This is a genomic window from Paraconexibacter algicola (assembly GCF_003044185.1).
Classification (GTDB): domain Bacteria; phylum Actinomycetota; class Thermoleophilia; order Solirubrobacterales; family Solirubrobacteraceae; genus Paraconexibacter; species Paraconexibacter algicola.
The window spans coordinates 1,529,174-1,543,020 of the sequence record NZ_PYYB01000001.1; the positions used below are offsets into that span (position 1 = coordinate 1,529,174).

Annotated in this window: 10 protein-coding genes; 6 read left to right on the forward strand and 4 right to left on the reverse strand. The window is 74.7% G+C overall.

Annotated elements, in window-relative coordinates:
- Nucleotides 1-43: 43 nt before the first annotated feature.
- A complete protein-coding gene (locus tag C7Y72_RS07340) occupies nucleotides 44-1,279 on the reverse strand; it encodes a PucR family transcriptional regulator (RefSeq protein WP_107568120.1) in 1,236 nt (411 codons plus the stop codon).
- Nucleotides 1,280-1,411: 132 nt separating this feature from the next.
- Between C7Y72_RS07340 and C7Y72_RS07345 the strand changes: the two genes are divergently transcribed.
- Entirely contained in the window at nucleotides 1,412-3,022 is a 1,611-nt protein-coding gene (locus C7Y72_RS07345; protein ID WP_107568121.1) for a GMC family oxidoreductase, read from the forward strand.
- Between the two features lie 88 nt (nucleotides 3,023-3,110).
- Complete coding sequence (locus C7Y72_RS07350; protein ID WP_107568122.1) at nucleotides 3,111-4,376, forward strand: PucR family transcriptional regulator; 1,266 nt, start codon at nucleotides 3,111-3,113, stop codon at nucleotides 4,374-4,376.
- A gap of 9 nt (nucleotides 4,377-4,385) precedes the next feature.
- Here the strand turns inward: C7Y72_RS07350 and C7Y72_RS07355 are convergent, their stop codons facing one another.
- The 3 genes from C7Y72_RS07355 to C7Y72_RS07365 are packed head-to-tail and all read right to left on the reverse strand — an operon-like array spanning nucleotide 4,386 to nucleotide 8,818.
- On the reverse strand, nucleotides 4,386-6,197 hold the full coding sequence (locus C7Y72_RS07355; protein ID WP_107568123.1) for a serine hydrolase domain-containing protein: 1,812 nt from the start codon (nucleotides 6,195-6,197) through the stop codon (nucleotides 4,386-4,388).
- A gap of 60 nt (nucleotides 6,198-6,257) precedes the next feature.
- The gene (locus C7Y72_RS07360) at nucleotides 6,258-7,307 is read right to left on the reverse strand and encodes a carbon-nitrogen hydrolase family protein (RefSeq protein ID WP_154734018.1); all 1,050 of its coding nucleotides are present in this window, start codon (nucleotides 7,305-7,307) and stop codon (nucleotides 6,258-6,260) included.
- Entirely contained in the window at nucleotides 7,304-8,818 is a 1,515-nt protein-coding gene (locus C7Y72_RS07365) for an NAD(P)/FAD-dependent oxidoreductase (RefSeq protein WP_158276707.1), read from the reverse strand. Before C7Y72_RS07365 ends, C7Y72_RS07360 begins: the two co-directional genes overlap by 4 nt.
- 49 nt (nucleotides 8,819-8,867) lie before the next feature.
- Here C7Y72_RS07365 and C7Y72_RS07370 point away from each other — a divergent pair, with 49 nt between their 5' ends.
- The 4 genes from C7Y72_RS07370 to C7Y72_RS07385 all read left to right on the forward strand — a co-directional run bounded on the left by C7Y72_RS07370 (nucleotide 8,868) and on the right by C7Y72_RS07385 (nucleotide 13,798).
- Nucleotides 8,868-9,614, forward strand: coding sequence for a TetR/AcrR family transcriptional regulator (locus C7Y72_RS07370; RefSeq protein ID WP_107569683.1), 747 nt, complete (start codon nucleotides 8,868-8,870; stop codon nucleotides 9,612-9,614).
- Between the two features lie 83 nt (nucleotides 9,615-9,697).
- The gene (locus tag C7Y72_RS07375) at nucleotides 9,698-10,987 is read left to right on the forward strand and encodes a cytochrome P450 (protein WP_107568125.1); all 1,290 of its coding nucleotides are present in this window, start codon (nucleotides 9,698-9,700) and stop codon (nucleotides 10,985-10,987) included.
- Nucleotides 10,984-12,222, forward strand: coding sequence for an acyl-CoA dehydrogenase family protein (locus C7Y72_RS07380; RefSeq protein ID WP_107569685.1), 1,239 nt, complete (start codon nucleotides 10,984-10,986; stop codon nucleotides 12,220-12,222). Before C7Y72_RS07375 ends, C7Y72_RS07380 begins: the two co-directional genes overlap by 4 nt.
- A gap of 10 nt (nucleotides 12,223-12,232) precedes the next feature.
- A complete protein-coding gene (locus C7Y72_RS07385; RefSeq protein WP_107568126.1) occupies nucleotides 12,233-13,798 on the forward strand; it encodes a fatty acyl-CoA synthetase in 1,566 nt (521 codons plus the stop codon).
- Nucleotides 13,799-13,847: the final 49 nt, after the last annotated feature.

Here is a 13,847-nt window from a genome sequence, read left to right on the forward strand (position 1 = left end):
ACCGACGCCGCCGCCCTGGTGGAAACCACGAAGCGCGGAGGGGTCAGAGGTCGGGCGGCGGGGCGTCGTGCAGCAGCGGCACGAGGTCGACGACCGCGCGCAGCGCCGACGCGTGCTCCGCTCCCGCGAGCTCGAACGCCCGCCGCACCCGGTAGGAGACGGTGTTCTCGTGCACGCCGAGGCGCCGCGCCGTGCGGGCGAAGCTCTCGCCCTCCTGCAGGTAGACGCGCAGCGTCGCCAGCAGCCGGCGGGTCGCGTCGTCGTCCGCCGCCAGCGGGCCGAGCGTCGCCCGCGCGACCCGGCGGGCCTGCGCGACGTCGCGCGTGAGCAGGTCGAGCACCGCGACGTCCGGGTAGCGCACCACCGGGCTGCCCTGGCGCACGAGCCGCGCGACCCGCCGGGCGCGCTGCGCCTCGTCGTGCGAGCTGCGGAAGCCCGCGACGCCGTCCCCGCTGCCGCCGAGCGCGACGCGCGCGCCGCGCGCGCGGGCCAGGACGGCGAGCGGCTCGAGCGCCACGGGCCGCGGTCTCGGCACCCAGGCGGTCAGCGTCCGCGCGTCCTCGCGCAGGAGCAGCGGCCGGCCGCCGTCCGCCGACAGCGCCTCCGCGAGCTCCCCGGCGAGCGCCTCGAGCCCGTCGCGCGCCGCGTCGGGCGCCTGCGTCGGCGCCCACGCGACGAGCGCGACGTGCGGGCGCTCGAGGTCGTAGCCCAGCCGCGCGCCCGCGGTCGCGACGTCGAGCGCCTCCCCGGCGAGGAGCGCGGCGACGGTCTCGGCGCGGACCGCGTCGCTGCCGCCCAGGCGCCGCAGGCGCTCGTCCTCGTAGGCCTCCACCAGCGGGGCGCTGATCGCGTCGATCCACGTGAAGATGAACGCGGTGGTCGCGTTCAGCGCCTCCAGCACGACCGCGGCGGGGGCGCCGCTGGCGACGAGCTCCTCGTGCCAGAGCGCGTGGTAGCCGGACTGCCCGATCCGGTAGACCCGCAGCAGCGCGTCGATCGGCAGGCCGCGCGCGACGAGCCCGCGCGCCCAGGTCAGCGCGTCCTGCGGCGCCGGGACGATGTGCGGGTCGGTCCACGAGCGGGCCATGACCGTCAGCAGCGCGACGCTCCCGCGGGCCGCGGCGAGCAGGTCCTCGCGCAGGTCCTCGTCCTCGCGCGGCAGGTCCATCTCGGCGACGACCCGGTCGATCAGCCGCTCGGCGATCTCCTCGACCCGCGGCTCCAGCCGCGTGGCGACCGCGGTGACGAGCTCCTCGCACGCCCGCGACCGTGGGGGCAACCTCGCCGAGCTGCGGGATCCGCGCCATCCGCGCAGCCTGCCACATGGCGTTGGGGGAATTCACGGAGGAGCCGTCGGGTGACCTGCGACGACCCCGAACACCGGCGTCCGTGCGCGCAGCATGCTCGGCCCATGGAGATCTACGACCACATCGTCGTCGGCGCCGGATCGGCCGGGTGCGCGGTCGCGGCCCGGCTCAGCGAGGACCCGGCGCGGCGTGTCCTGCTCGTCGAGGCGGGCGGCGGCGACCGCGTCCTCGCCTCGCGGGCACCGGCCGGGTTCTCCGAGCTGATCGACAGCGCCCGCGACTGGGGCTACCTGACCGAGCCCGAGCCGGGACTCGACGGCCGCCGGATCCCCGAGCCGCGCGGCCGGCTGCTGGGTGGGTGCAGCGCGATGAACGCGATGCTGTGGATCCGCGGCAGCCACCTCGACTACGACGGCTGGGACCTGCCGGGCTGGAGCTGGGAGGAGGTGCTCCCGACGTTCCTGCGGATGGAGGACCACCTGCTGCGCGACGACGCGCACGGCCACGGGGGCCCGATGCGCGTCCGGCGGCTGCGCGACCCGGACCCCGTGGCGCGCGCGTTCGTCGAGAGCTCCGCCGCTGCCGGCATCGCCCGCACCGAGGACCTGTCGGGCCCCGACCTCGACGGGGTTTCCCTGGCCCCCACCACCACCTCGGGCGGCCGGCGCTGGAGCACCGTCCGCGGGTACCTCGACGGCGCCCGACGGCGGCCGAACCTGACCGTGGTGACCGGGGCGCTGGTGCACCGGGTCGTCATCGAGGGCGGCCGCGCGGTCGGCGTGGAGCTCGAGCGGCGCGGCACCGTCCGGCGCGTGGGCGCCCGGCGCGAGGTGATCCTCAGCGCGGGGGCGTTCAACACGCCGCACCTGCTGCAGCTCTCCGGTGTCGGTGACGCCGAGCACCTGCGCGACATCGGGGTCGAGCCGCTGGTCGACAACCCGGCGGTCGGCGCGCACCTGCAGGAGCACCCGTTCACGTTCTGCAACTACGAGCTGCGCGAGCCCTGGCTGGGCCTGTCCGACGCGGCCAGGCCGCAGCACGTGCTGCGCTGGCTGCTCACGGGCCGCGGCAAGCTCGCGAGCAACGTCGCGGAGGCGCTCGCGCACGTCCGCACGCTGCCCGACCTGCCCGCACCCGACATGCAGCTCGTGCACGCCCCCGTGTTCTTCTGGGAGAACGGCAAGGCCGAGCATCCGCGCCCGGCGTTCGCGATCGCCCAGTCGTACTGGACGCCGGCGAGCCGCGGCACGGTGCGCGCGGTCTCCCGCGACCCGCGCCGGCTGCCCGCCGTGCAGCTGAACCTCCTGACCGAGCGCGCCGACCTCGAGGCGATGGTCCGCGGGATCCGGCTGACGCGCGAGATCGTCGCCCAGGGACCGCTGGCGGACATGGTGTCCGTCGAGATCACCCCCGGACCGGACGTCCGTACCGGCGAGGAGCTCGAGCGCTGGGTCCGGCGCACCTGTCTGAACACGTACCACCCGGCCGGCACGGCCCGGATGGGCGAGCCCGGGGAGGGCGTGCTCGACGCCCGCCTGCGCGTGCACGGCGTCGCCGGTCTGCGGGTCGCCGACGCGAGCGCCCTGCCCCGGATCACGCGCGCCAACACGAACGCCCCCGCGATCCTCGTGGGCGAGCGCTGTGCCGACTTCGTCCGCGAGGACGAGCGGGCCGGAGCCGCCGTCCGCGCGCCGCAGCTCGTCGCCGGCGCCTGACCCGTCGGCCGCCCGCGCGACGGTGGAGCGTTGCCCCGATCCCGGCGGGCGGGGTAGGCTCGACGGGTCCCACGGGAGAGGAGACGTGATGGCGCAGGTGACGACGGCCGGGGCTTCGCCCGCGTGCCGCGAGGCGGTGCAGGAGATGGCGGAGGCGTTGATCCCCGAGCTCGACGGGGTCGCCGTCCTGCTCGCGGACGCGATCCACGACCAGATCGAGACGCTCGACCGCTCGCTGCACGACGAGACGATCCGCAGCTGCCGCGCGAACATCGGGCTGATCGCGGAGATGCTCCGCGACGACGTCGAGCCGTTCACGGCCACCGCCCCGGCGGAGGCCATGCACTACGCGCGCGAGTTCGTCCGCCACGGCCTGCCGATCGAGACGCTCATGCGCGCCTACCAGGTCGGTCACCAGGTGTACGTCGGCACGATGCTCGAGCGGCTCGCGGTGCGCGTCGCCGACCGCGACCTGCTCGCCGAGACCGTCAGCTACTGCAGCGCCTGGATGTTCCCGTACCTCGACGCGGTGCAGCTCGGCATCACCGAGGCGTTCATGGCCGAGCGCGAGCGCTGGGTGCGCAGCGCCGCGGCGCTGCGCGCCGACGAGGTCCGCGCGATCCTCGACGGCTCCACCGTGGACGAGCAGCGCGCCTCGCAGCGGCTGCGCTACGCGCTCGCCCGCACGCACGTCGCGATCGTCGTGTGGGGCGAGGAGGGCGAGGACGAGGACGGCACGATCGGCATCTTCGAGCGGATCGCGCACGACATCGAGCGGACGCTCGGCGGGACCGACGCGCTCTGCGTGCCGCTCGGGCGGCGTACGCTCGCAGCCTGGATCGGGCTGCGGACCACGCCGGACGTCGGGGTGCTGCGCGCGCTGCGCGACCAGGACGCGCTGGTCGTCGGGGCGCGCGTCGCGGTCGGCGACCCGCACGACGGCATCGACGGCTTCCGCCGCTCCCACGAGGAGGCGCTGCTCGCCCGCCGCGTCGTGCACCTCGGTCGCCGGGCGCCCGGCGCGGTCGCCCGCTACGGCGACGTCGCGCTCACCGGCCTGCTCACCCACGACGTCGGCGAGGCCCGCCGGTTCGCCGAGCGCGAGCTCGGGGCGCTCGGCGCGGAGACCGACGCGGCCCGCCGCATCGCCGCGACGCTCCGCGTCTTCCTCGAGGAGGGATCGAGCTTCGTCCGTGCCGCGCGCCGGCTCGGCGTCCACGAGAACACGGTCGCCTACCGCGTGCGCCGGGCGGGCGAGCTGCTCGGCCACCCGGTCGAGGAGCGCCAGCTCGAGCTGCGCGTCGCGCTGATGCTCGCGGACGTGCTGCGCCGCTCCGCGCCCGACGCGGCGTAGGGCTCCGCGCTACCGCACGACGACCCGCCGGTGCGCACCGGGCCGGTCGTCGCCGTCCCCGGTGGCCCGCACGAGCACGGGGACCCGTCGGGTGGCGCGCAGCAGCCGCCGACCCTGCGCGGTCAACGGCACCGACACGACCCGCACCGGTCCGGGACGCAGCACGAGGCGTCGCGCCGCGACGGTGCGGCGCGGCCCGCCGCGACGGCCCGCCGCGCTGACGACGATCCGGACCTCCATCCGGCGCCCGGTCACGCCGACCCGCAGCGCCAGCGCGCCCCGCCGCAGCGCCGCCGCCCGCGAGGCGACGGCGGCCCGGCCCAGGCGCACGGTCGCCGCCCGGCCTGGGGGTCCGGCCGGCGCCGTCGCGGGCGGGCAGGTGCCCAGACGCGCGGCGACCGCGCGGTACAGCGCGTTCCACTCCTCCGCCGCGAACTCGGTTCCGAAGCCGTAGGCGTCGGGGTCGGTCGGCGGCCCGTCGCCGGGCCGCGAGTCGAGGCCGAAGGCGTGCGAGAGCCGCACGCCGGTGAGGCAGTGGGCGGGGGAGACGGAGATCTTCTGGCCCTGGAAGCCCGACGCCTGGTAGCTGTCGGGCGTCGGCCCGGCCCACCACTGCAGCGCGTAGCGCCCGCGGGACAGGTCGGTCATGCGGGTCGAGGTGCGGGTCCACGACTCGGGGACGACCTGCCGGCCCTCCGGCGTGCGGCCGCCGCGGCGGAACAGCTCGCCGAACCGCGCGAGGTCGAACACCCGCGCGTACAGTCCCTGCGACGCGATCGCGTCCCCGGCTCGGTCGGTGAGGATCCGGGCGTCGCCCGCCATCCCCGCCGGACGCCAGAGCTTCTCGCCGAGAACCTCGTTGAACGGCTTGCCGTAGACCTCCTCGGTCATCCACGCGAGCACCTGGGTGTTGCCGCTGTTGTAGGAGAAGCGCGTGCCCTGCGGCGCCACGCGCGGCAGAGCGCGCAGGAACGCGTTGCGGCCCTGCCCGAGTCGCCCGTCGGTGACGAGGTCCAGCGCCGCCTGGATCCACTGCTGCACCTGCGTGTTCAGCGCGAGCACCGGGGTGTCCTCGTCCCAGTGGACGCCGGACTCCATCTGCAGGAGGTTCTCGATCGTCGTGCCCTCCCAGGCGCTCCCGCGCAACTGCGGGACGTAGCGCTCGATCGGGTCGTCGAGGGACCGCACGCGGCCCTCGTCGAGGGCGATGCCGACGACCGCGCTGATCACCGACTTCGTCGCCGACCACGGCTGGTGGCGGACCTCGGCCGACCAGCCGTTGGCGTAGGCGTCGGTGACGATCCGTCCGCGGTGCACGAACGCGACGATGTCCGTCTCGGTCGTCCGCAGGAAGTCGCGCAGGGACTTGCGCCGACCGCGCCACTCGTAGCGCAGGTCGCCGAGATCGACGGTCTCGCGCGGGAGCGCCGACGGGGTCCCGGAGGCCGCCACGGGCGCGGTCGGCAGGAACGCCTCGGGGCGCACCGCGTCGACCGGGGTGGGGAGGATCAGCGACCCCGACTCCAGGAGGTTCGACACCGTCGCGACCCAGAAGGTCGGGTCGAGCATCACGTCGGCGCGACCGCGTAGGACGTCGGCCACGCCAGGGAGCGCGACGGTCGGGTCGATCGGTCCGCCCGCGGCGCGCAGCCGGGCGCCCGGGACCTGGGCGGCGACGGCGCGGGCCGCGTCGGCGGACGCGTCAGCGGACGCGGCCGCGTGCGTGGCCGTCGCCGTCCCCGGCCCGACCGCGAGCGCGCAGGCGACGGCGATCGTCGCCCCGACCGTCCTGCTGCTCCTCGTCCCCGTCCTGCCGGTCATCCCGCGCCCTCCCGCTCTGGTGAACGCGAACGTACAGCGGAGCGGCGCGGGCGGCAAGCGCTACGGCGTCGTGGCGAAGTGCTGCTCCTGCTCGTCGGCGACGGGCGGCAGCGCGTCGGGCAGGTCGCCCGCGGGCATCGACTGCCACTCGTGCTTGCCGCGCAGCCGCTTCTGCCAGTAGTCGAGGCGGCCGTGGTTGTTCATCACGTGCCAGGCGGCGATGTGGGTCGAGAGGCTCATCGCCGGGATCCAGAAGCGGTCGGCCAGCTCGTCCAGCGGCGCGACCGAGCCGGGGGTCACCTCGGCCGCGACGTGCCCGGCGCCCTGCGCCTCGGTGCGGCGCGCGAGCACGGTCCCGTCCGCGGCGCAGATCTGGGTCTCGCCGATGCACGTCGTGCGCCACGGCACCACCGGCGCGGCGGGGAACCGCGCCTCGACCGACCCGACGTGCGCGGCGTAGACGACCGGGGCGCCGACGAGCCGCGCGACCTGGGCGGGCAGCTCGCGGTTCTGCCGCACCCACAGCGCGTGCTCGCGCTCGACCCAGCGGTTGAGCGGCGGCACGGTCCAGTTCGCGGGGAACGACGGCCAGCACATGCCTCCGAGCACGAGGTCGACGCCACGCAGCCGCTTCGCGGTGCGGTGGCGCGCCCACTCCCAGCCGGACGCGAGCCCGACGTCGAGCCCGAGCGCCCGGCAGTGCACGCGGCCGTCGTCGTCCCCGCCGCGGTAGTAGTGGTTCTCCCACGCCGACGGGATGTCCTTGTCGTGCAGGTGCGCGCCGCCGTCGGGCTCCGCGAGCACGTAGGTCCCGTAGGCGTCCCGGCCGCGCCGGGCGAGGAAGCCGCCGGTCACGACGACGTCGAGCTCGCGCGCCAGCCGCGTCAGCAGCTGGAACGGCGCGCCGTCGACCGGGCGGGTCACGCCGCGCAGCCGCTTGTTGAACACGTTCGGCGAGGTCATCGCCTCGGGCACGACGATGACGTCGGGCGCGTGCTCGCGGTGCGCGTCGCGGATCAGGTCCTCGATCGTCTCGAGGTTCCGCTCGACCGCGGCGAGCTCGAGGTCGGCCTGGACGGCGGCGACGGTGATCGGGCGGCGCGCGCTCATGCGACCACCGCCTCGCGGCCGGCGGGGACCGACGGCGGTGCCGGCACGGGAGCGGCGGCCGCGACGGGCGGGGCGCCGGTCTCCGGGACGGTGGCGGCGGGGCGCCGGGGCGGCGCCGGCCAGGTCCAGCCCGGGTGCTCGGAGCCGCGGATCAGCCGGGTGGAGCGGAACCGCTTCGCGCGCGCCTCCGCCCGCACGAGCAGGTCGGTGCGCAGGTCCTCGACCGCGCCGCGCAGCGTCGTGGGCAGCGCACCGGGCCGGTGGCGCAGGTCGTGCGCGACCGCGAGCCCGAGCCCCTGCGCGAGCCGCCGCACCGGCAGCACGTCCTGCTGGGTGCGCACGCGCTGGAAGACGTCGCTGAGGTCCGGGTCCGGGTCCACGCGCCGGGCGGCCTTGCGGGCCAGGGCGATCAGCACCGGGGACTGCGGCTGGATCCGCGTCTCCCCGTTGGCGAAGTGGTAGGCCGACAGGCACTCTTCGTCGCGCGCCTGCTCGTAGCGGCGCAGCGTCGCGTCCAGCGCGCCCGGGTCGTCGAGCACGTCCGCCGCCATCGTGCCGAGCGTGTGGCCCATCCACATCGCGTCGCGCTGCCCGTTGCCGATCACGGGGTCCTTGAAGTGCCCGGCGTCCCCGGCCAGCGCCCAGCCCGGCCCGCTCGACGGCCGGAAGTACGCGGGCACGTCCGCGGTCGACCGCAGCTTGCTGAGGTTCGTCGCGCCCTCGATCCGCTTCGCCCAGCCGGGGTGGCGGCGCAGGAACTCCTCCCAGACGCCCTCGGGGTCCTTGCGGGCGCGCGCGACGTCCGAGGCGGGGCCCATCACCAGCGCGACGAGGCGCGGCTTCGGCGCGCTGGGGAACGTCATGCAGAAGCTGTCGCCGTCACGCCACTGGTGCAGGGTCGCGTTGTCGCGCGTGTCGACGCGCGGGTCGTCGAGGTAGCGGAAGACCAGGCCACGTCCGTTCTTGGAGGCGCGGTAGGGCTGCCAGGCGCCGACGCGCGCGGCGATCGTGGAGCGGCGGCCGTCGGCGCCGACGACGAGCTTCGCGTGCAGCTCGTGGATCGCGCCCTCGGGGTCCTTGGCCCGCACGCCGCGCACGCGACCGCCGCGCCAGAGCACGTCGAGCACCTCCCAGCCCTCGCGCACGTCGGCGCCGTGCTCGCGCGCGGTCTCGACGAGCACGGCGTCCTGCAGCGGCCGTGGGATGCACCAGACGTAGTTGGAGGTCGAGCCGACCGGGCCGCCCCACGGCTCGCGGACGGTGACCTCCTCGTCGAAGCTCAGCTCGAGGTCCTGCATGTAGGAGGGGTCGCGGGCGGCGATCTTCTCGAACGCGCCGATGTCCTTGAGGACGTCGACGCCCCCGCCGAACAGCACGTGGGTGGAGAGCTGGTCCGACGGGAAGCTCGACTTGTCGAGGACCACCACGTCCCGCCCGGCGCGGGCGAGGACGGCGGCGGCGACGGATCCGGCGCAGCGGGCGCCGACGACGACGACATCATGCTGGGACATGCGGGCGAGCCTACCCCCGTCCCGGCTATAGTTGCAACCCCATTCAGATATGAACCCGCCTCCAACTGAAACGCCGCTCGCGCCGGCGCCGACCCCCGGGCCCGCCCGTGGCGCCCGTCGCGCCGCCCGCACCCGCGCCGCCATCCTCGACGCCGCCGAGGCCGCCTTCCGCGTCGACGGCTACCGCGGCACCCGCATGGAGGACGTCGCCGCCGCGGCCGACGTCGCCGTCGGCTCGATCTACAACCACTTCGGCGACAAGGACGGCCTCTACCACGCGCTCGCCGAGCGCTCCGCCGACCTCTTCGGCCGCTACCTCGACGCCGCCTACGCCATCGGCGGCACCCCGCTGGAGCAGGTCATGGCCTGCGGTGACGCCTACCTGCGCTTCCACCTCGAGCACCCCGGCGCGTTCCGCTTCCTCGCCTTCGACGGCGTCGAGGCCGCGTCCTCCGGCGCCGTCGCCGACCCGGAGCTCGCGGCGCGCCTGACGGCGAAGCTCGCGGTCACCCTCGACGGCTTCCGCGCGAAGATCCAGGAGGCGATGGACACCGGCGAGGTCCGCGCCGACCTCGACGCCCGCCGCCTCTCCCGCTTCCTCTGGGGTGCCTGGAACGGCGTCGTCGCGCTCGGCCTGCGCGACGACGAGCTCGCGCTCACCGACGCCGACATCGAGGCGACGATCCTCACCGGCCGGCGGCTCGTCGTCGAGGGCCTCGTCGCCCCCGCCGCCCGCGACGGGGCGGGGGACGCGCGCGCCCGCCTCGTCTCGATCGTCTCGCCCGACCAGACCTGACCGGGCCCCGATCCCCCGCGCGGTGGGGGGCGATCCCTCTCGCGGGCGATGCGACGCCTCCGCCGGCGGGCGAGCATGCTCCCATGAGCACGCCCGCCGCCAGCCGCCCGACGATCGACTCGCCCGACGCCGACATCTCGGCCCGCGACTTCTGGGCCAAGCCCTACATGGACCGCGACCGCGAGGTCTTCGAGCGCTTCCGGCAGGAGGCGCCCGTCTCGTGGCACCGTCCCTACGAGTCGACGCTGATGCCGCCCGACGAGGACACGCCGGGCTTCTGGTCGCTGTGGAAGCACGAGGACATCCGCGCGGTGTCCCGCAACGCCAAGACGTTCATCTCCAGCCAGGGATTCCTCATGGAGGACTTCCCCGAGGCCGTCGCGACGATGTCGCAGTCGTTCCTCTTCATGGACGACCCCGAGCACCAGCAGATGCGCTCGCTCGTCTCGCAGGCGTTCACCCCGCGGCGCATGCGGCAGATCGAGGGCTGGGTCCACGAGGAGGTCGTGAAGCTCTGCGAGGAGGTCGGCCAGAAGGGCGACATCGACTTCGCCAACGAGTTCGCCAAGGAGCTGCCCGGCCGGATCTTCGCCGACTTCTTCGGCGTGCACGACGGCGAGGTCCGCGCGACGATCATGGACGCCGCCGAGAAGATGCTCGCCTGGGACGACCCGGAGGCCCAGCAGGGCCGCGACGCGCTCGAGACCTACGGCGAGGAGGCGATGCGCCTGCTCGACATCTGCTTCGAGCTCGTCGAGGAGCGGCGCGTGAACCCGGGCGAGGACCTGATCTCCTGGCTCGTCGCCGCCGAGGTCGACGGCCGCACGCTCGAGGACTGGGAGATCGGCGCGTTCTTCAGCCTGCTGGGCTCCGCCGCCAACGACACCACCCGCCACTCGCTCGCGCACGCCCTGAACCTCTTCACCGTGCACGAGGACCAGCGGGCGCTGCTCATGTCCGACTTCGACCGGCACATCGACGGCGCCGTCGAGGAGGTCCTGCGCTACTCCACGCCGGTCATGCACTTCCGCCGCACCGCCACCCACGACACCGAGATCCGCGGCGTGAAGATCGCCGAGGGCGAGAAGGTCGTCATGTGGTACGTCAGCGGCAACCACGACGAGGAGGCGTTCGCGGACCACACGCGGTTCGACATCACCCGCGAGACCCGCAACGCGCACCTCGGCTTCGGCGGCGGCGGCCCGCACTACTGCATGGGCGCCGCGCTCGGCCGGCAGATGGTCAAGTACGGCCTCACCGAGGTGTTCCGCCGCTTCCCGGACATCGAGGCGCACGAGCCGCACTTCCAGACGAACAACTTCATCAACGGCGTGCACTCGATGCGCACGACGTGGACCGTCCCGTCCGCGTGAGCACCGTCGAGCGCACCGGTCCCGCGCGCACCCAGGACCGCACCTGGAACGACGTCTTCCTCCCGGACGACGTCGCCCACGTCCGCGAGCTGGCCCGCGACTCCGTCGCGCGGCACCTCGCGCCCGTCGCCCGGCAGATCGCGCAGACCCCGGAGTCCCGCGACAGCTTCCCGTGGGAGGCGTTCCGCGGCCTGGCCTCCGACGGCTGCTTCGCCGTGCCGTTCCCGGCGCCGCACGGCGCGGGCCTCGACCACCCGATCCTCGCGACGTGCATCGTCACCGAGGAGATCGCCTACGAGTCCTCCTCGATGGCGGGCGTCTACGACGGGCAGTGCATCCTCAACGCGCGCTGCCTGAGCTTCGCCCGGCCGGAGGTGCGCGACCGCGTGCTGCCGAAGCTCATCAGCGGCGAGAGCGCGTTCAGCTTCGCGACGACCGAGCCCGACGCGTCCTCGGACCTCAGCCCGTCGACGCTGAAGACCGTCGCCCGGCGCACCGACTCGGGCTTCGTGCTCAACGGCCGCAAGTGCTGGATCACCAACAGCGTCGTCGCCGACTGGCTGTGCGTGCTGTGCCGCGACGGGGACGAGCAGGCGATGACGATGCTGCTCGTGGACATGCACTCGCCCGGCGTCACCGTCGGCGAGCCCGACCTGAAGATGGGTCACCACGGCCAGATCACCGCGGACATCGTCTTCGAGGACGTCGAGGTCCCCGCCGAGAACGTGCTGGGCGAGCCCGGGCGCGGGCTCGGCGTCGCGCTCGCGTCGCTGGCCGCCGGCCGGGTCGGGATCGGCGCCGCGGGCGTCGGCGTCGCGCAGGCGGCGATGGACCTCGCGGTGGAGCGCCTGGGCACCCGCCAGCTGTTCGGCAAGAAGCTCGGCGAGATGCAGCACTGGCAGTACCGCCTGGCCGAGCACGCCACCCACCTGGAGGCGGCCCGCTCGATGTACCAGAAGGCCGCGGTGCGGCTCGACCGCGGCGACCGCTCCGGCGAGCCCGAGGCGTCGATGGCCAAGTCGTTCGGCACGAAGCTCGCCAACGACCTGGCGCGCGACGCGCTGCAGGTCTACGGCGGCTACGGCTTCGCGAAGCAGATCGCCGCGACCGGGGAGACGTTCCGCCTCGAGGAGATCTACCGCGACGCGAAGATCCTCGAGATCTTCGAGGGCGCCAACGAGGTGCTCCTGTGGGTCATCGCGCGGGCGCTAATCGGTCGCGACCTCACCGGGTAGGACGGCCGGCATGACCCCGGTCCCCGCCTTCCCCAGCACCGTCGGCCAGATCCTCTCCCGCAGCGCGCGCCGCGTCCCGGCGCGCGTCGCGCTGCGCTTCGGTGCGCGCGAGTGGACCTACGCGCAGCTCGACGCCGCGGTCGGCCGCGTCGCCGCGCAGCTGCTCGCCGACGGCGCGCGACCCGGCGACCGGATCGCCGCCTACGGCAAGAACTCCGACGCGTACCTGGCGCTGTACCTCGCGTGCGCCCGCGCCGGCCTCGTGCACGTGCCGGTGAACTTCAACGCCACCGGCGACGAGCTCGCCTACCTGCTCACCCAGTCCGGGGCCGCGGCCGTGTTCGTCGACCCCGCGCTGGCGGCGAACGTCGACGCGATCGCCGATCGCCTGGACGCCGGCGTGCGGCGCGGCACGCTGCGCGACGGCGCCGGTCCGGCCCGCGACGTGCTCGCGTGGATGGCCGATCCCGCCGCCCCGGTGCACGAGGAGGACGGCGTCGGCGACGACGACCTCGTCCAGCTGCTCTACACGTCGGGCACGACGTCGCTGCCGAAGGGCGCGATGATGACCCACCGGGCGTTCGTGCACGAGTACGTCAGCTGCATCGTCGGGCTCGGCCTGCACGAGGACGACGCGCCGCTGCACGCGCTGCCGCTCTACCACTCCGCGCAGATGCACGTGTTCCTGCTGCCCTACCTCGCGGTCGGGGCGACGAACACGCTCGTCGAGGCGCCCGACCCCGCGGACATCCTGCGGCGCGTCGAGGAGGACGGCATCGACTCCGTGTTCGTGCCGCCGACCGTGTGGGTCGCGATCGCCGGGCACCCGGACCTCGCGACGCGCGACCTCGACGGGCTGCGCAAGGCGTTCTACGGCGCGTCGATCATGCCGGTGCCGGTCCTCGAGAAGCTGATCGAGCGGCTGCCGGACGTCGCCTTCTACAACTGCTTCGGCCAGTCGGAGATCGGGCCGCTCGCCACGATCCTGCAGCCGCACGAGCACGCCGCGCGCCCCGACTCGGTCGGCCGGGCGGCGCTGTTCGTCGAGACCCGCGTCGTCGACGACGCCATGAACGACGTGCAGCCCGGCGAGCTCGGCGAGGTCGTTTACCGCTCCCCGCAGCTCTGCCGGGGCTACTGGGAGAAGCCGCAGGAGACCGCGGAGGCGTTCGCGGGCGGCTGGTTCCACTCCGGTGACCTCGTCCGGATCGACGAGGAGGGGTACCTGTTCGTCGTCGACCGGATCAAGGACGTCATCAACACCGGCGGCGTGCTCGTCGCCAGCCGCGAGGTGGAGGACGCGCTCTTCCGCCACGACGCGGTCGCCGAGGTCGCGGTCATCGGCCTGCCGCACGAGCGCTGGATCGAGGCGATCGCGGCGGTCGTCGTGCTCGCCGACGGCGCGACCGTCACCGAGGACGAGCTGATCGCCCACGCGCGCGGCGGTCTCGCCGCGCACAAGGTCCCGAAGTCCGTGCACGTCGTGCCGGAGATCCCCAAGAACGCCTCGGGGAAGATCCTCAAGCGCGAGCTGCGCGAGCAGCTCGGCGGCGCCGGCAGCGCGATCGGGCGCTGACGCGCACCCGACGGTTCAGCGCTTGAGGGTGACGGTCGCCTGGCCGCGC